13 protein-coding genes are annotated in these 16,979 nt (G+C 62.5%); 8 read left to right on the top strand and 5 right to left on the bottom strand.

What is annotated here, in order from left to right; all coding sequences use genetic code 11:
* Positions 1-222 precede the first annotated feature (222 nt).
* Positions 223-1,764: a sodium:proton antiporter gene (locus HJB91_RS25265; RefSeq protein WP_210630049.1), complete on the bottom strand. Its 1,542-nt coding sequence runs from the start codon at positions 1,762-1,764 to the stop codon at positions 223-225.
* 231 nt (positions 1,765-1,995) lie between these two features.
* Between HJB91_RS25265 and HJB91_RS25260 the strand changes: the two genes are divergently transcribed.
* From HJB91_RS25260 to HJB91_RS25250, 3 genes are read left to right on the top strand one after another with little or no spacing between them, the layout of a single operon-like run.
* Positions 1,996-2,460, top strand: coding sequence for a MarR family winged helix-turn-helix transcriptional regulator (locus HJB91_RS25260; RefSeq protein ID WP_210630051.1), 465 nt, complete (start codon positions 1,996-1,998; stop codon positions 2,458-2,460).
* The gene (locus HJB91_RS25255) at positions 2,453-3,676 is read left to right on the top strand and encodes an HlyD family secretion protein (RefSeq protein ID WP_221156064.1); all 1,224 of its coding nucleotides are present in this window, start codon (positions 2,453-2,455) and stop codon (positions 3,674-3,676) included. The genes HJB91_RS25260 and HJB91_RS25255 overlap by 8 nt, the downstream gene beginning before the upstream one ends.
* Positions 3,669-5,210, top strand: coding sequence for a DHA2 family efflux MFS transporter permease subunit (locus tag HJB91_RS25250; RefSeq protein WP_221156063.1), 1,542 nt, complete (start codon positions 3,669-3,671; stop codon positions 5,208-5,210). Before HJB91_RS25255 ends, HJB91_RS25250 begins: the two co-directional genes overlap by 8 nt.
* 83 nt (positions 5,211-5,293) lie before the next feature.
* Here HJB91_RS25250 and HJB91_RS25245 read toward each other — a convergent pair whose 3' ends face one another.
* Genes HJB91_RS25245 through HJB91_RS25235 form a run of 3 tightly spaced genes read right to left on the bottom strand, consistent with a single transcriptional unit; the run spans position 5,294 to position 7,207 of the window.
* Positions 5,294-5,911, bottom strand: a complete 618-nt coding sequence (locus HJB91_RS25245) for a DNA-3-methyladenine glycosylase (protein ID WP_210630056.1) — start codon at positions 5,909-5,911, stop codon at positions 5,294-5,296.
* 48 nt (positions 5,912-5,959) lie between these two features.
* Complete coding sequence (locus HJB91_RS25240) at positions 5,960-6,274, bottom strand: hypothetical protein (protein WP_210630058.1); 315 nt, start codon at positions 6,272-6,274, stop codon at positions 5,960-5,962.
* Positions 6,275-6,298: 24 nt separating this feature from the next.
* Entirely contained in the window at positions 6,299-7,207 is a 909-nt protein-coding gene (locus tag HJB91_RS25235; protein ID WP_221156062.1) for a LysR family transcriptional regulator, read from the bottom strand.
* Between the two features lie 116 nt (positions 7,208-7,323).
* Here HJB91_RS25235 and HJB91_RS25230 point away from each other — a divergent pair, with 116 nt between their 5' ends.
* Complete coding sequence (locus HJB91_RS25230) at positions 7,324-8,067, top strand: SDR family oxidoreductase (RefSeq protein WP_221156061.1); 744 nt, start codon at positions 7,324-7,326, stop codon at positions 8,065-8,067.
* A gap of 244 nt (positions 8,068-8,311) precedes the next feature.
* Here the strand turns inward: HJB91_RS25230 and HJB91_RS25225 are convergent, their stop codons facing one another.
* Complete coding sequence (locus HJB91_RS25225) at positions 8,312-9,223, bottom strand: LysR family transcriptional regulator (protein WP_183699066.1); 912 nt, start codon at positions 9,221-9,223, stop codon at positions 8,312-8,314.
* A 166-nt stretch (positions 9,224-9,389) separates the two neighbouring features.
* Here HJB91_RS25225 and HJB91_RS25220 point away from each other — a divergent pair, with 166 nt between their 5' ends.
* The 4 genes from HJB91_RS25220 (at position 9,390) to HJB91_RS25205 (ending at position 16,831) form a co-directional block, all read left to right on the top strand.
* Positions 9,390-10,205 (top strand): alpha/beta hydrolase fold domain-containing protein, encoded by an 816-nt coding sequence (locus tag HJB91_RS25220; RefSeq protein WP_183699068.1) that lies wholly within the window; start codon positions 9,390-9,392, stop codon positions 10,203-10,205.
* A gap of 46 nt (positions 10,206-10,251) precedes the next feature.
* Positions 10,252-11,442 (top strand): efflux RND transporter periplasmic adaptor subunit, encoded by a 1,191-nt coding sequence (locus HJB91_RS25215; RefSeq protein WP_221156060.1) that lies wholly within the window; start codon positions 10,252-10,254, stop codon positions 11,440-11,442.
* A gap of 117 nt (positions 11,443-11,559) precedes the next feature.
* The gene (locus HJB91_RS25210; protein WP_183699072.1) at positions 11,560-14,760 is read left to right on the top strand and encodes an efflux RND transporter permease subunit; all 3,201 of its coding nucleotides are present in this window, start codon (positions 11,560-11,562) and stop codon (positions 14,758-14,760) included.
* Between the two features lie 286 nt (positions 14,761-15,046).
* The gene (locus HJB91_RS25205; protein ID WP_221156059.1) at positions 15,047-16,831 is read left to right on the top strand and encodes an IlvD/Edd family dehydratase; all 1,785 of its coding nucleotides are present in this window, start codon (positions 15,047-15,049) and stop codon (positions 16,829-16,831) included.
* The last annotated feature ends 148 nt before the right edge of the window (positions 16,832-16,979 follow it).

Genomic DNA, 16,979 nt, shown 5'->3' with positions numbered 1-16,979 from the left:
CCGAACTTAAGATGAAGTGATGCTATTCATGTCTTGTTGCTTTGAACGAAAGCCTCGGGCTCCCGTGATTTCCCCGGCGTTCAATCGTTGGAAGGGAAAGCCGGTATGCGATGCACAATGGAAAATCGAAACGCTATGGAACGGGATATAAGCGGCAGCGACAAAAAATAGCAAATGCCAATTATTCGCTTTTCCGGAATCCGTGAACTTCATGGAACGGCATCAGCTTTCGACGATCTCATCTCGACCGGGCGGCAGAACGGCAAGCTCAGCCCAATCAAGCTCCTGTTCCAGCATATGAAAGACGTCGTCGTCGATCTCGCCGGCGCGGCGCATCGCGGCCAGTTTGCGGCGTTTCGCACCGATGACATTGCGGCGCTGTTTGTCGAGCCTGCTGACCTCGCGCGGGTGTTTGCCGTCGGCGGCGATCTCGCGCTCGGAGGTATAGACGTCACGCAGAATGCGGGTCGATTTGTCTTGACCTTCAAGCTCGGCAAGCGCCGCGTCGATCAATGCCACGCGGGCTTTGGTGATGTCGCGGTTCAGGGATGTGTCCGGATCGAATTTCAGGAAGCGGATCAGCGGCCCGAGCGTCAATCCCTGGACGATGAGCGTGCCGAGAACGACGGCCAGCGCGCTGAGCAGGATGATATCGCGATCATGGAAGTCGATCGGCAGGGCGAGCGCAGTTGCCAATGTTACGAGACCGCGCATGCCGCACCAGCCGGCAAGTAGGCTCGCGGCAAACGTGGGAGCGGCTTGTGTCGTGAGACCGCGCTCGGCAAGAAAGGTGATGGCGCGGTTATAGACGAGCACCCAGGCCAGGCGCACGACAATGACAGTGACGAAGACCGCGGCTGCCAAGGTCATGGCAAAATTCAGGCGGCCGGGATCGAGATCGAGGACGATCTGGCGGACCTGCAAGCCCATCAGTAGGAAGGCGAGCACGTTAAGCAGGAAAACCGCGGCTTCCCAAACCGAATAGGAATGAATGCGATGCCGGGCCGTCTGCCGCTCCGGCATGTAGCGGGCGATCACCATGGCATATGCGACGATCGCCAGGATCGCCGAAAGGTGCAGTCGCTCGGCAATGATCCACGTGCCGAAGGTGGCGACGAACTCGAGCAGCGTGCCGCCGAGCGTGCCGGCGAGCTTCAGACCAACGATCATGTAGAGACGGCCGAGAAGATAGCCGAGGATGAGACCGCCCGGCGCTGCCAGCGTCAATTCTGCCAGAATGCCGGTGAAGAAGGCGGGATTGGTGGCGGCCGCCACTGCGGCGCTGAAGATGAGGAGGGCGACTGCGTCATTGAGCAGGCTCTCGCCCTTGAGGATTACATAGGTCTGGCGCGGCAGATTGAAACGGTCGAGCATGACGGTCGCCGCAACCGCGTCCGGTGGGGCGACGATAGCGCCGAGTGCGACGGCCACGGCAAGCGGCAGGCCGGCCATTGCGACGCCGACGGCTGTGACGGCCGCGGCCGTCAAAATGACGGCGATTGCGGCGAGCGAAAAGAGTGGCAGCCAGTTGCGCCTCAACGTCCTCGGCGGCAAATCGTACGCGGCATCGAAAAGTACGGGTGCGATGAAAAGCGCCAGCGCCAGCCTGGGATCGATCGCCACCTCCGGAGCCCATGGGAAGGCAGCGACAATGATGCCGGCGATCGCCAGCATGGTCGGATAAGGAACACGGAACTTCCTGGAGAATTGCAGGAAGATGATCGCCACCAAGAGCAGCGTCAGCATGCTTTCGAAGAACGCCATGGGCCCTCCAGGCCATTTCAGCGGGTGGTTCTTTGCCTGAAACTAGGGCCGGGCGATGCCACGGCTACCGTTCGAGCCTAAAGCTGTGAGGGACGGCAAGCGCCCGGCCGCGGCCTGCGGCATTTTGGCCGGGGTTGCGGAATCGCCGGCTTGCGCTCTTGTGCAGGCATCTGTGCTCAATATATGTGGCCATATCATAAGTATGCTTATAAATATCCGGCATAGGTTTCCATGAACGCCACGCCCACACTCGGTTTCCTTCTGCACGACGTCGCACGGCTGCTGCGCAAGCGGTTCGAGCAACGCGCGAAATGCCTCGGCCTGACGCGGTCGCAATGGCAGACGCTCGCCTATCTCTCGAACAACGAGGGCATCCACCAGAGCGGCCTTGCCGAGATTCTCGAAGTCGAGCCGATCACGCTGGTGCGCATTCTCGACAAGCTCGCCGAACGTGGGCTCATCGAACGCCGCCAGCATCCGACCGACCGGCGGATCTGGCTGCTCTACATGCGCGACGAGGCGCATCCCCTGCTCGCCGAAATGCGCGAACTTGGCGATGTCACCCGCGCAGAGGCACTGGACGGGGTCTCAGCCGAGCAGCGCGAGCAGCTTTTCCACATCCTGTCCGTAATGAAGACCAACCTGGTCCAGGCATGCAGGACCCCGGTTGACGAGAATGAGATGAACGATGGCTGATCAATCTCCCCTCCGCGTCGTTGCCGATGCCAATGCCAAGTCACCTGTTGAAGAAAATGAAGCGAAACAGCAGGAAACGGTAGCCGAAGCGCCTTCATCCAATTCAGCGCCGGCTGCTGCCGTGGCTGCGCCTGGCGGTAGCAAGGTCCGCCGCCGGCGCAGTCTCACGCGGCCGATCCTGTTCGCGCTCCTGCCGGTGGCGCTCGTCGTCGGCGGCTATTATTACGTCAATGGCGGCCAGGTGATGTCGACCGACAACGCCTACATCCAGGCCGACATGGTCGGGGTCACCACCGATGTCTCCGGCATCGTCGATCAGATCGACGTGCATGAGAACGAGGCGGTCAAGGCGGGGCAGGTGCTGTTCAGCCTGAGGGCCGATTCCTTCAAAATCGCGCTCGACGGCGCCAAGGCGCAGCTCGGCGCGCAGCGCAACCAGATCATGAACCTCAAGGCGAGCTATCAGCAGTCTCTCGCCGAGATCACCCAGGCGCAGGCCGATCTGCCCTATTACCAGGATCAGTTCGACCGGCAGCAGGCCCTCGTCAACAACGGCAGCGCGACGCAGTCGGCCTACGACGAGGCCAAGCACAATCTGGAGGCCGCTCAGCAGAAGGTTGCCGTCGCCAAGGCGGAAGCAGCAACGACGCTCGCCCAGCTCGGCGGCAGCGCCGACCAGCCGGTCGAGGAAAACCCGCTCTATCTGCAGGCCAAATCGCAGGTCGACAACGCCCAGCGCGAACTCGACCACAGTGTTGTCAAGGCGCCGTTCGACGGCATCGTCACCAATGTCAACGCGCTTCAGGTCGGCTCCTACCTGCAGGCCTCGCAGCAGGCCTTCTCGCTTGTCGCCACCGATCATGTGTGGATCGCCGCCAGCCCGAAGGAAACCGAGCTGACCTATGTCAAAGCAGGTCAGACCGCCGAGATCTACGTCGACACCTATCCCGGCGTGACGTGGAAGGGTAAGGTCGAGAGCATCAGCCCGGCCTCCGGCTCCAGCTTCTCGCTGCTGCCGGCGCAGAACACCACCGGCAACTGGGTGAAGGTCGTGCAGCGCATTCCGATGCGCGTCAGCATCGAGGATGCCGCAGGCAAGCCGCCGCTGCGCGTCGGCATGAGCACGGTCGTCGACATCGATACCGGCCATATCAGAGGCCTGCCCGACTTCGTCAACACGCTTCTGGGCCGGCCTCAGGGCGAGGACCATGAGTGAGGCTCTGGCATCTCCGGCGACCTCGGTCGCCAATCGCGGCGCGATCACGGCCTGCGTCATCCTCGCCGTCATCATGCAGGCGCTGGACACGACGATCGCCAACGTGGCGCTGCCCTATATCCAGGGCAGCGTGTCTGCCTCCGCCGACCAGATCAATTGGGTGCTCACTTCCTATATCGTCGCGGCGGCGATCATGACGCCGCCCTCCGGTTTCCTCGCCGCGAAATTCGGCCGCAAGCGCGTGCTGCTCGTCGCCATCGCCGGCTTCGTGGCCGCCTCCGTTCTCTGCGGCCTTGCGCAATCGCTGAACCAGATCGTCGCCTTCCGCCTGTTGCAGGGCCTGTTCGGCGCATCGCTGGTGCCGCTTTCCCAGGGCATCCTTCTCGACATCTATTCTGTCGAGGAACGCGGTTCGGCCATGGCGCTTTTCGGCGTCTCGGTCATGGTCGGGCCGGTGCTCGGCCCGGTCATCGGCGGCTGGCTGACCGACAATATCAGCTGGCGTTGGGTGTTCTACATCAACGTGCCGATCGGCGCGCTCGCCTTCATGGGCATCGTCGTCTTCGTCACCGAGACCAAGCGGGATCTGCTCGCCAAGCTGGACTGGTTCGGTTTCGGAATGATGAGCCTGTTCATCGCCGCGCTGCAGCTCTTCCTCGATCGCGGCGAACAGCTCGACTGGTTCTCCTCGGGCGAGATCATGGTCGAAGCGATTGTCTGCGCCGCGGCATTCTATCTGCTTCTGGTGCACACGCTGACGGCAGAGAAATCCTTCGTTAATCCGAAGCTGTTTCTCGACCAGAACTTCACGGTCAGCATGATCTTCATCTTCGTTGTTGGCGTCACCTATCTCGCCTCGTTGGCGCTGATGACCCCCTATCTGCAGACGCTTATGGGCTATCCCGTCATCACCGCCGGCATCGTCATGGGTCCGCGCGGGCTCGGCACCATGCTCTGCATGTTCATTGTCGGACGGCTGATCGGCAAGGTCGATACGCGCTTGCTGCTGGTGCTCGGCCTCGGCTTGACCGCCTGGGCGATGTACGACATGACGGGCTGGACGCCCGATGTTTCGCAATGGACGATCGTCTCGGTCGGCTTCATCCAGGGCGCCGGCCTCGGCTTTCTCTTCGTGCCGCTGACGACGATTGCCTTCGCGACGCTGCCCGCCCAAATGCGTGGCGACGGCACCGGCCTCTACAATCTGTCGCGAAACATCGGTTCGGCGGTCGGCATCTCGATCGTCTCGGCACTGATCGTCGAGAACACGCAGAGCAATCACGAGTCGATCGCGGCCTATGTGACGCCTTTCAACCACGCCTTCAACGCCATGGCGGCGCAAGGGTTGAGCCCCCTGACGGCCACTGGCCGTGCTTCGCTCAACGAGATCATCACCCTGCAATCGACGATCATCGCCTATATGGACGATTTCAAGCTCTTGATGCTGATGTCGCTCGCGGTCATCCCGCTGGCGCTGCTGCTGCGCAAGCCGAAGGCGGCGCCCGCCGTCGACCACAGCGCGGTCATGGAATAGACTTCAAGCGTTTACGCAATCCCTGGGAAAGCCGGCTTCCGGTTTTTCCTGGCAAAACCGCTTCACACTTTTGCTGGAATTGCTTAGCGAAACGGTTTGCTGAGATATCGCGATCCCTGAATGCCGAAGCGCCACGGTGCTTCGGCATTTCTAGTGATGCCGATGCGTTTTCCCGAGACGACAGGCACCGGCGCAGACGGTGTCAGCGCATAGGGCGGGCGGTCGAGCGGCCTGTCGTTGATTTCGATATCGATGCCGAGCGCCTGGCAGAGCTTGCCCGGGCCGCTGCAGAGCGCCGTCAGCATATCGGTGCCGCGCCGCTCCGTCATGGCGGCAATTCCCGTTTCCGGCTCGAGCGCCCGGATCAGCACGGCCGAGCCCGGATGACAGACGAAGTTCAGGCACCAGTACATGCCGTAGATGCGGTAGATGTAGACATTGCCGGGCCGGCCGAACATGGCGCCGTTGCGCCTGGTCGGGCCGCGAAAACTGTGCGAGGCTTCGTCATCGGGGAAATAGGCTTCGGTCTCGGTGATGCGGCCGCCGGCGCCATGAACTGTGAGATGGCAGCCGAGCAGGTCGCGGGCCACAGTGATCGCGTCGCGCTCGAAAAACGCCCTGAGGCCTTCGCCGGCAAGCGCGCCGGCGCCGATCGAGCTCTTTGTCATTCCACCATCGGTCATAACCGAGGCAGATAACATTCGCTGCCGCCGCCGTCATCCCAAAACCATTTGATGAGGCCGGCCGCGTCAGCGGCCGGCATTCGGATCACGCATCGGGATCGAGGATGATGTAACCGAGACCGGATCACTGGCAGGGAAGGAATCTTCCAGACCTTCCTCCAGCTCCTCTTCGAGCAAGGCCGGATCCTTGCTGCGTGCGCCGTCGCCATGGGCTGGTTCGGTTGCTGCCGCAAGCAGGGCCCTGGCGCGCGCGACCGCATTTTCCGAAGTCAGTTGGGCTGCGCTTCGCAGCGTTACGGCAATGCTGTCTTCGCCTTCACCGCCGAATTCGACGACGAAACCGTCTTCCGTCTGATAGACGGTGATATCGCTGAGTGCCATGGCCCTTCCCCGCAAGCGCTCATATTAGCAAAGCGTGTTTTTGGAATTTTGTCGAGCGAAGACCTTCACCAGCCAATCGACGAAGACGCGCACGCGCGGCGAAAGCTGGCGGTTGCGGGGATAGAGCAGGGAGACCGGCGTCGGGGTCAGCGGAAAATCCGGGAGCACGTGGACCAGCGTGCCGTCGGACAGGTCTTTTTCGGCGTGGTAGCGCGGGATCTGGATCAGGCCGAGGCCCATCCTCGCTGCAGCAACATAGCTTTCGGCGGCGTTGACGGTGACGGCCGCGGGAATACTTAGCTTGTGTACCGTGCCATCGACGATGAATTCGAGCGGCAGCAGACCGTCCGCGCTGCTGGAGCGGAAGCCGACCATGCGATGGCCGGCAAGCCGGTCCGGATGCTGCGGCAGGCCGCGCGCGGCGACATAGGCGGGAGAGGCGAGCGTGACCTCATCAAGCATGGCGACACGCCTGATGATCATGTCGCTGTCCGCAGGCGTACCGACGCGCAGCACGCAATCGATGCCTTCGTGCACCAGATCGACCAGCCGATCGCCTTCGCTCATATAGAACTCGATCTCGGGATAGCTCTCCAGAAAGGACGGCAAGCTCGGCAGCACGAAATAGCGCGCGAGCGTGCCGTGCACATCGACGCGCAGCAGGCCTTTCGGTCTGGCGCCGGCAAAGGCCCCTTCCGCGTTCTCGATGTCGGCGAGGATCGACAGGCAGCTCTGATAATAGGCCTCGCCGTCGAGCGTCGGGCTGACATGGCGCGTCGTGCGCTGGAGCAGGCGCACGCCGAGGCGGGCCTCGAGCTGCTTGACAGCGTCAGTAACGGTCGAGCGCGGCAGGCCGGTGTCTCCCGCAGCGAGGGTGAAGCTGCGGCGCTCTACAACGCGGCAGAACACACGCATGGCATCGAACCTGTCCATCTTCTTTGTTCGTATTTCCCGGATAGTGATGGCGGAGAATGCACGATTATCCGCCGCAGGAAAAGGCTCATCTTCTTCTCATCGAAAACGCGCTGCGGCGCAGAAGGAGAAGAACAATGGCTTCCAACAAAGACAGCAAGATCGCACTGGTCACCGGCGCTTCCCGTGGTATCGGCGCGGCCGTTGCCAGACGCCTCGCCAGAGACGGTTTCACCGTCGTCGTCAACTATTCCGGCAGTGCGGCCGCGGCCGAAGACCTCGCCCGAGAGATCGAGCAGGCTGGCGGCAGGGCGCTGGCGGCCAAGGCGGATGTCAGCGATGCTGAAGCCGTCCGGCGGATGTTCGACGCTGCGGAAGACGCCTTTGGCGGCGTCGATGTGCTCGTCAACAATGCCGGCATCATGATGCTGTCGTCGCTTGCCGAGGCTGACGACGAAAACTTCGATCGCCAGATCGGCGTCAATCTCAAGGGCACTTTCAATACGCTCAGGGAAGCGGCCCGGCGCCTGCGCGATGGCGGCAGGGTCATCAACTTTTCGACTTCGGTCGTCGGGCTGAAGCTCGAAACCTACGGGGTTTACGCCGCCACCAAGGCCGCCGTCGAAACGCTGACGGCGATCATGGCCAAGGAGATGCGCGGCCGTAACATCACGGTCAATGCCATCGCGCCCGGGCCGGTGGCTACTGATCTTTTCCTCAACTGCAAAACGGAGGAACTCATTGCCCGCATGGCGAAGATGAACCCGCTGGAGCGGCTCGGCTCGCCTGAGGACATTGCCTGCGTGGTCGCCTTTCTCGCCGGCCCGGACGGCGGCTGGATCAATGGCCAGACGCTGCGCGCCAATGGCGGCGTGATCTGACGAAGGCGCCGTCATCGCAATCATGTGAACGAAGATTGTAGGTCTTCCCCCTTACAATCTTGTCGGGAGTGGCTATAGTTACTTTATCGCGAGAGAGTGGAGTTCCCTGACGCTCTCTCCCGAACCTCCAGAGCCTGCCGCGCCCAGTCTGCGGCGCGACAGGTCCGATGTTCAAAATTTGCGGCCCGTCGAAGGTTTCTCTTGCCTTCCGGGCCGTCTCTGTTTTGCCGCCGCGCGACATGCTCTAGAAATCGTTCAGCTTGGCCTCGACCAGGAGCTTGACCAGCCAATCGACGAAGACGCGGACCTTGTTGCTGAGGTGGCGGTTCGGTGGATACACCACATAAAGCGGCACCGGATCGCGGCGCCAGTCCGGCAGCACGCGGACGAGTTCGCCCCGCCGCATCGGTTCACGCGCCATGAAGGTCGGCACCTGCGCGACGCCGAGGCCCGTCAGGGCCGCGGTCAGATAGGTGCGGCTGTCATTGACCGAGGCGATGCAGCGCGGGGTAGTCTCGACCATTTCGTTGCCCCTGCGAAATTCGAAGGGCAGGGTCCGGTTGTTCTGGGCGCGGAAATAACTGACGGAGTAGTGCGTGGCCTCCAAATCCTCCGGCCGTTCGGGCATGCCGAATTTCTGAATGTAGCTCGGCGAAGCGCAGGTGACGAGCTCCATCTCCGAAACGCGCCGGGCTATCAGCGACTGATCGGTGGGCGTGCCCGCCCGCAGCGCGCAATCGACGTTTTCGACCAGGTAATCCACCGTGCGGTCGCTGACCCCCAGATCCAGACGGATGTCGGGATAGCGTTGGTAGAAATCGCAAAGTGCCGGAACGACGATGGCGTCAGCAAAGGCGCCGCTCATCTCGATGCGCAGCCGCCCGCTCGGCAAGCTTTGCGAGTTGGAGAGGCTGCCGTCGAGTTCCTCTAGCTCGGAGATGATCTGGGCGGCGCGTTCGTAATAAAGCGCGCCGTCCGTGGTCACCATGACCCGTCGCGTGGTGCGGTTCAGAAGCTTGGTGCGCAGATGCGCTTCCAGGCCCTGGATGAGATTGGTCACCGTCGCCTTGGGCATTGCGAGCATGTCGGCGGCGCGGGTGAAATTGCCCGTCTCCACGACGCGGATGAAGACGCGCATTGCCGAAAGTTGATCCATCGGTTTCAAGTCCGCAGTTTGCGTTGCACCATTATTCGAGAATCGGAACAGTGTTATCGCGATATTGCTTCTTATTCCCTGTTCTGAATAACAATATCTTTTTTATACGAAATGCAAGCGGCAGGTGCTGTGTGCCCGGCGGTTGCGTGCAAAAGAGACAGGATCGATGACGGTAGAATGGAAGGACATGATGCTGGATAAGGTGGCCATCGGCCCCGTTTCCGCGCGTGTCTACCAAGGCGCCGATTACGGCAAGGGTCCGCCGATCGTGCTTTACCTGCATGGGGGGGCATTTCTCGACAGCGAAACGAATGTCGACCGGCCGGTTGCCGTCAGTCTCGCCAAAGCCGGCGCCATCGTCGCCGCCGTCGACTACAGCACACTGTCCGGCAACCTCTTTCCGAAGGCGTTGGAAGTCTCCTTCTCCGTTTTCACCTATCTCGCCAACAAGCGCGCCGCTGGTCTCGGCGACCGCAAGTCGCTGCTATTCGTCGCCGGCGAGGAGGCGGGCGGCAACGTCGCTGCCGGAGTGGCGCTCAAGGCGCGCGATGAGATGCCGGATGCGCTCGACGGCCAGGTACTGATTTCACCGCTGCTCGATCCCTTCATGGGCACGTCGTCGATCCGCAAGGCCGAAGCGATCGGCATGCGACAGCGCTGGGCGGACGGCTGGAGCCATTATCTGAGCGGTGGCGGCTGCCACCCCTACGCGGCCCCCTGTCTCTGTTCGCGTCTTTCAGGCGTCGCGCCAGCGCTGATATTCACCGCAGAGGACGATCCTCTGCACGACGAAACACTCGGTTACGGTGCCCGCCTGAAAAAGGCCGGCGTCGGTGTGCGCCAGCATGTCCTTCCCGCCGGGACGGGCTGGCCCTCGATTTATGGTGGGAAATCTGGGGAGGCACCCGACTGGCAGGAACACGTCAGCCGCCATTTCGGACGTTTCCTACAGGACGTAAGCGTCCAACCGCAATTGCATTGAAGAAGATCTGATATTTTGGCGGCCTGGGGCCGCAAGGAGAGTACTGATGACGTCCAGAAGCAAGCGCTGGGCCCTCGTGGGCGCCGGCATAGGACTTATTGCGTCCGTTTCAGGCGCTGCATTGTTTTTCGAGCTGCCGATGAGCACGACGGCTACGGCAGCTTCCGCTCCCGCGCAGCCTCCCGCCGTACCGGTGACGGTGGCCGTGGTCGAAGCCCGCGACGTGACGGCCTGGGAGACCTTCTCCGGCCGTCTCGAAGCGGTCGATCGTGTCCAGGTCCGTCCCCGTGTCGAAGGCGCGATCCTTTCGGTGGCTTTCCGTGAGGGCGCGCTGGTGAAGCAGGGCGACCTGCTCTTCACCATCGATCCGGCTCCCTACCAGGCGAGCGTGGCGCAGGCCCAAGGCCAGGTGGCTTCGGCCGAAGCCAAGGTCAGTCTGGCGCAGACCGAGCTTGACCGCGGCCGCAGGCTTTCCGATAACCGCACCATCTCCCAGAGCGATCTCGATCAGCGCCAGAGCGCGCTGGCCGAGGCGCAGGCAGGCTTGCGTTCGGCACAAGCCGCGTTGCAGTCTGCCCAGCTCAATCTCGATTATACTCAGGTACGGGCGCCGGTTGCCGGCCGCGTCGGCAAGATCGAGGTGACGACAGGCAACCTGGTTGCGGCCGGATCGGCCTCGCCTGCGCTGACGACGCTCGTTTCGGTCGATCCGATCTATGCGAGCTTCAACGCCAGCGAAGAGATGGTGACCCGCGCTCTCGCCCAGCTGCCGCAGACGGACGGCGCCCTGCCGCCCGTCGAAGAGATTCCGGTCGAGGTCGGCACGCTCGCCGACGAAGGCACGCCGATCAAGGGCAAGCTGCAGTTGATCGACAACGAGGTCGACGCATCGAGCGGCACCATCGGTGTGCGCGCCGTCTTCGATAATCCGGGCGGACGTCTCATCCCCGGCCAGTTCGTGCGCGTGCGCATGGGCCAGCCGAAGGCCGAGAACAAGATCGTCATCAGCGACCGCGCCGTCGGCACCGACCAGGACAAGAAATTCGTCTTCGTCGTCGACGGTGAGAACAGGGTCGCCTACCGGCAGGTGCAGCTCGGCGCTTTGACTGAGGGGCAGCGGGTGGTCGAAAGTGGCCTGAAGGCCGGCGAGAAGATCGTCGTCAACGGCCTGCAGCGCATCCGTCCCGGTGCCGTCGTCGTTCCGCAGATGGAAGAGAAGGTCGCGACCGCTCAGTAAGATCCCGCCTTCTCCTGCGGGGGAAGGCCGATACCCGAAATAATATGACCCGCCGGCGGCGCCTCACCCGCCGGAGAGGGACTTTGCATCCATGTTCACCCCGGAGAGGGCTTTGAAATGAACATCTCCAGATTCTTTGTCGACCGGCCGGTCTTTGCCGGCGTTCTTTCGGTCCTCATCGTCGTTGCCGGCCTGATCGGCCTGCGGGCGCTGCCGATTTCCGAGTATCCCAACGTCGTGCCGCCGTCGGTCGTCGTGCGCGCCACCTATCCCGGCGCAAATCCGAGCGTCATTGCCGAAACCGTGGCGACACCGCTCGAAGAGCAGATCAACGGCGTCGAGGACATGCTCTACATGTCGAGCCAGGCGACGTCGGATGGCGTGCTCAATGTCACCGTCACCTTCAAGCTCGGCACCGACCCTGACAAGGCACAGCAGCTCGTGCAGAACCGCGTTTCGCAGGCCGAACCGCGCCTGCCGGCGGAGGTGCGCGCCCTCGGGATCACGACAGTCAAGAGCTCGCCCGACTTCATCATGGTCGTCAACCTCGTCTCCGACGGGAACAGCCACGACATCACCTATCTTCGCAACTACGCGACCTTGAACATCAAGGATCGGCTTGCCCGCATCCCCGGCGTCGGCCAGGTGCAGGTGTTCGGCGCCGGCGATTATTCGATGCGTGTATGGATCGACCCGCAGAAGGCCGCCGAGCATGAACTCGCCGCCAGCGACATCAGCAACGCGATCAGCTCGCAGAACGTCCAGGCGGCCGCCGGCATTATCGGCGCCTCGCCGAGCCAGCCGGGCGTCGACCTGCAGCTCAACGTGAATGCCCAGGGCCGCCTGCGTACGCCCGAGGAGTTCGGCAACATCATCGTCAAGACGGGCGCCAATGGCGAGATCACCCGCCTTCGCGACGTCGCCCGCATCGAGCTTGGCGCCGCCGACTATACGTTGCGGTCGCTGCTCGACGGCAAGCCGGCCGTCGCCGTGGCCGCCCTTCAGGCGCCCGGGTCGAATGCGATCGAAATCGCCGACAACGTGCGCGCAACCATGGATCAACTGCAATTGGCCATGCCTGAGGGCGTCAAATACGAGATCGTCTACGATACGACGAAATTCGTCCGCTCCTCGATCGAGAAGGTCATCGACACGCTGCTTGAAGCCATCGCGCTCGTCGTCCTCGTCGTCATCGTCTTCCTGCAGACGTGGCGCGCTTCGATCATTCCGCTGATCGCGGTTCCGGTCTCCATCATCGGCACTTTCGCGGTCATGTATGTCTTCGGCTTCTCGATCAACGCGCTCAGTCTGTTCGGATTGGTGCTTGCCATCGGTATCGTGGTGGACGACGCGATCGTCGTCGTCGAAAACGTCGAGCGCAATATCGAGCATGGCCTGTCGCCGCGCGCGGCCACCTATAAGGCGATGAAGGAAGTGTCCGGTCCGATCATCGCGATCGCGCTGGTGCTCGTCGCGGTATTCGTGCCGCTCGCCTTCATCTCCGGCCTGTCGGGTCAGTTCTATCGTCAGTTCGCGCTGACGATCGCGATCTCGACCGTCATCTCGGCCTTCAACTCACTGACCCTGTCGCCGGCCCTCGCCGCCCTTCTGCTGAAGGGCCACGACGCGCCCAAGGACTGGCTGACGCGGTTCATGGACGCGATCTTCGGTTGGTTCTTCCGTGGCTTCAACCGCCTCTTCGGCGCAGGCTCGAATGCCTATGGCAAAGGTGTTGGCGGCCTGGTGTCGCGCAAGAGCATCGTCATGGTGGTCTACCTGGCGCTGGTCGGCGCGACCTACAGCATGTTCACCACGGTTCCCGGTGGCTTCGTGCCGTCGCAGGACAAGCAGTATCTGATCGGCTTCGCTCAGCTGCCGGATGCCGCAAGCCTCGACCGCACGGAAGACGTCATCAAGCGCATGACCGATATCGCGCTCGCGCAGCCCGGCGTCGCCAATGCAATCGCCTTCCCCGGCCTGTCGATCAACGGCTTCACCAACTCTTCGAATGCCGGCATCGTCTTCGTGACGCTGAAGGATTTCGAGGAGCGTAAGACGCCGGATCTTTCTGGCGGCGCCATCGCCATGGCGTTGAACCAGAAATTCGGTGCCATCCAGGATGCCTTCATCGCCATGTTCCCGCCGCCGCCGGTCAACGGTCTCGGCACGACCGGCGGTTTCAAGCTGCAGATCGAGGATCGCGCAGGCTTGGGCAACCAGGCGCTCGATGAGGCGACCAAGGCAGTGCTTGCCAAGGCCTACCAGACGCCTGAACTTGCCGGGCTGTTCTCCAGCTTCCAGATCAACGTGCCGCAGCTCTATGCCGATCTCGATCGCGCCAAGGCCGAGCAGCTCGGGGTTTCCGTCACCGACGTCTTCCAGACGCTGCAGATCTATCTCGGCTCGCTCTATGTGAACGATTTCAATGCGTTCGGCCGCACCTACAGCGTCCGGGTGCAGGCCGATGCGAAATTCCGCGCCCAGCCGGAAGATATCGGGCAGCTGAAGGTCCGTTCGGCATCGGGCGAGATGATCCCGCTTTCGGCGCTGCTGAAGGTGGAGCCGAGCACCGGTCCCGAACGCGCCAACCGTTACAACGGCTTCCTCGCCGCCGATATCAACGGCGGTCCGGCACCGGGCTTTTCGTCCGGCCAGGCGCAGGCGGCAATCGAGAAGATCCTTCGCGAGACACTGCCTGCCGGCATCGACTTCGAATGGACGGATCTGACCTATCAGCAGATTCTGGCCGGTAATTCGAGCGTCGTCGTTTTCCCGCTGGCGCTGCTGCTGGTCTTCCTGGTGCTGGCTGCCCAGTACGAGAGCCTGACCCTGCCGCTGGCGATCATCATGATCGTGCCGATGGGCGTGCTGGCCGCGCTGACGGGTGTCTGGCTCACCGGTGGAGACAATAATATCTTCACCCAGATCGGTCTCGTGGTGCTAGTCGGCCTCTCGGCGAAGAACGCGATCCTGATCGTGGAATTCGCCCGCGAACTGGAGTTCGAGGGCAGGACGCCGCGGGAGGCGGCGGTCGAGGCCAGTCGCCTTCGCCTTCGCCCGATCCTCATGACCTCCATGGCCTTCATCATGGGCGTCGTGCCGCTGGTCGCCTCCACGGGCGCCGGCGCGGAAATGCGTGCCGCCATGGGTGTCGCGGTGTTCTCCGGCATGATCGGCGTGACCTTCTTCGGCATCTTCATGACGCCGGTGTTCTACGTGCTGCTGCGACGGCTGACGGGCAACCGTCCGCTCATCCAGCACAAGCCGGACGAGCACAAGGAGGAAGAGGCCGAGGTCATCCGGCTCGCAGCGGAATAAACGGAATTCAATCTTCCTTTGTCGAGTAAATCGGGCGGGAACTTCGGTTCTCGCCCGTATCGATTTCCGACACCCGACGAAAATGCGTTACGTTCATCAAAACGGTTGCAACCGTGGACGAGGGGACTATCAAAGACGGATAGCAGATGGGAGGATCGGCGCGGCTCCATCTCCACCATCCGGGTAGTCGATGCGGGCAAGCCGGCGCGGTTGCGGAAATGGTGACGGAATGCAGTGCTTCGCTTCTCGACTTCAAAGAGAAGAATAGCCGATCGGGAGGATGATGATGACGGACAGCCAACCGAAGAAGCGCCGCCTGCGTTCGCAGGATTGGTTCGACAATCCCGATCATATTGACATGGCGGCGCTCTATCTCGAGCGTTTCATGAATTACGGCATCACGCCGGAAGAACTGCGGTCCGGCAGGCCGATCATCGGAATTGCCCAGAGCGGTAGCGATCTGACGCCCTGCAACAGGGTGCATGTCGAGCTCGCCAAGCGCGTGCGTGACGGTATTCGCGACGCTGGCGGCATCCCCATCGAATTTCCGACGCATCCGATCTTCGAGAACTGCAAGCGTCCGACCGCCGCCCTCGACCGCAATCTAGCCTATCTCGGCCTTGTCGAGATCCTCTACGGCTATCCGCTCGACGGGGTCGTGTTGACCACCGGCTGCGACAAGACCACGCCTTCGGCAATCATGGCTGCTTCGACAGTCGATATTCCGGCCATCGTGCTCTCCGGCGGGCCGATGCTCGATGGCTGGCACGAGGGGGAACTGGCCGGCTCCGGCACCGTCATCTGGCGGATGCGGCGGAAATATGCGGCCGGTGAAATCGATCGGGAGGAGTTTCTGCAGGCGGCGCTCGATTCGGCTCCATCCGTCGGTCACTGCAATACGATGGGCACCGCCTCGACGATGAATGCGCTGGCGGAAGCACTCGGCCTATCGCTCACCGGCTGCGGCGCCATTCCGGCCGCCTACCGGGAGCGGGGGCAGATGGCCTACCGCACCGGACGGCGCGCCGTCGAGATCGTGTTCGAGGATCTGAAGCCATCGGATATCCTGACGCGGGCCGCGTTCCTCAATGCGATCCGCACCAATTCGGCGATCGGCGGCTCGACCAATGCGCAGCCGCATCTGGCTGCCATGGCCAAGCACGCCGGCGTCGAACTTTATCCCGATGACTGGCAGGTGCACGGCTTCGATATCCCGCTTCTGGCCAATGTCCAGCCGGCGGGCGCCTATCTCGGCGAGCGCTATCACCGCGCGGGCGGCACGCCGGCGATCATGTGGGAGCTGCTGCAGGCCGGAAAGCTCGACGGCGACTGTCGCACGGTGACGGGGAGGACGATGGCCGAGAACCTGAAAGGCCACCAGGCCAGCGACCGCGAGGTCATCCGGCCTTTCGACGAACCGCTGAAGGAGCGGGCGGGCTTCCTCGTCCTCAAGGGCAATCTCTTCGATTTCGCGATCATGAAGATGAGCGTAGTCTCGGAAGATTTCCGCCAGCGCTATCTTCTGGAGCCCGGGCGGGAAGGTGTTTTCGAGGGCAGGGCGGTGGTTTTCGATGGTTCCGAGGATTATCACAGGCGCATCAACGACCCTGAACTCGGCGTCGACGAGGATACCATCCTCGTCATCCGCGGAGCGGGGCCGCTCGGCTGGCCTGGATCGGCTGAGGTCGTCAACATGCAGCCGCCGGATCATCTCCTGAAACGCGGCATCCGGAGTCTGCCGACGATCGGCGACGGCCGTCAGTCGGGCACCGCCGACAGTCCATCGATTCTCAACGCCTCGCCGGAAAGTGCAGCCGGTGGCGGCCTCGCCTGGCTTCGGACCGGCGATGTCATCCGCATCGATTTCAATGTGGGGCGCTGCGACATGCTGGTGGATGACGCCGAGATCGAGCGGCGCAAGGCCGACGGCATTCCGGCGGTGCCGGCGGATGCGACGCCGTGGCAGCGGATCTACCGCCGCTCGGTCACGCAACTGTCTGACGGCGCGGTTTTAGAGGGGGCTTCGGAGTTCCGCCAGATCGCGAAAAACACGCCACGGCACAACCATTGATGTGGTTTGAACGCAGATTGCAATCTCATGATCCAAAAAGGAACGTCGTAACGAACAGTTCACCTAGTGACCAGTTCGGGCGTCCGCACAAGGCTTCTTTAATGCCGGCTTGAGACCATATTGCAATTAAGGAAGCTTCCAAGGCTGA

It is taken from the genome of Rhizobium sp. NLR10b, from assembly GCF_019685435.1.
In the GTDB taxonomy this organism is placed as follows: Bacteria; Pseudomonadota; Alphaproteobacteria; order Rhizobiales; family Rhizobiaceae; genus Rhizobium.
The sequence above is the reverse complement of the archived record's forward strand: the minus strand, read 5'-3'. Positions and strand labels throughout refer to the sequence as shown.

Bases quoted from the DNA above. Each gene is read 5' to 3' on its own strand.
- HJB91_RS25265 (WP_210630049.1), bottom strand. From the start codon at position 1,764: ATGGCGTTCTTCGAAAGCATGCTGACGCTGCTCTTGGTGGCGATCATC.
- HJB91_RS25260 (WP_210630051.1), top strand. From the start codon at position 1,996: ATGAACGCCACGCCCACACTCGGTTTCCTTCTGCACGACGTCGCACGG.
- HJB91_RS25255 (WP_221156064.1), top strand. From the start codon at position 2,453: ATGGCTGATCAATCTCCCCTCCGCGTCGTTGCCGATGCCAATGCCAAG.
- HJB91_RS25250 (WP_221156063.1), top strand. From the start codon at position 3,669: ATGAGTGAGGCTCTGGCATCTCCGGCGACCTCGGTCGCCAATCGCGGC.
- HJB91_RS25245 (WP_210630056.1), bottom strand. From the start codon at position 5,911: ATGTTATCTGCCTCGGTTATGACCGATGGTGGAATGACAAAGAGCTCG.
- HJB91_RS25240 (WP_210630058.1), bottom strand. From the start codon at position 6,274: ATGGCACTCAGCGATATCACCGTCTATCAGACGGAAGACGGTTTCGTC.
- HJB91_RS25235 (WP_221156062.1), bottom strand. From the start codon at position 7,207: ATGGACAGGTTCGATGCCATGCGTGTGTTCTGCCGCGTTGTAGAGCGC.
- HJB91_RS25230 (WP_221156061.1), top strand. From the start codon at position 7,324: ATGGCTTCCAACAAAGACAGCAAGATCGCACTGGTCACCGGCGCTTCC.
- HJB91_RS25225 (WP_183699066.1), bottom strand. From the start codon at position 9,223: ATGGATCAACTTTCGGCAATGCGCGTCTTCATCCGCGTCGTGGAGACG.
- HJB91_RS25220 (WP_183699068.1), top strand. From the start codon at position 9,390: ATGACGGTAGAATGGAAGGACATGATGCTGGATAAGGTGGCCATCGGC.
- HJB91_RS25215 (WP_221156060.1), top strand. From the start codon at position 10,252: ATGACGTCCAGAAGCAAGCGCTGGGCCCTCGTGGGCGCCGGCATAGGA.
- HJB91_RS25210 (WP_183699072.1), top strand. From the start codon at position 11,560: ATGAACATCTCCAGATTCTTTGTCGACCGGCCGGTCTTTGCCGGCGTT.
- HJB91_RS25205 (WP_221156059.1), top strand. From the start codon at position 15,047: ATGACGGACAGCCAACCGAAGAAGCGCCGCCTGCGTTCGCAGGATTGG.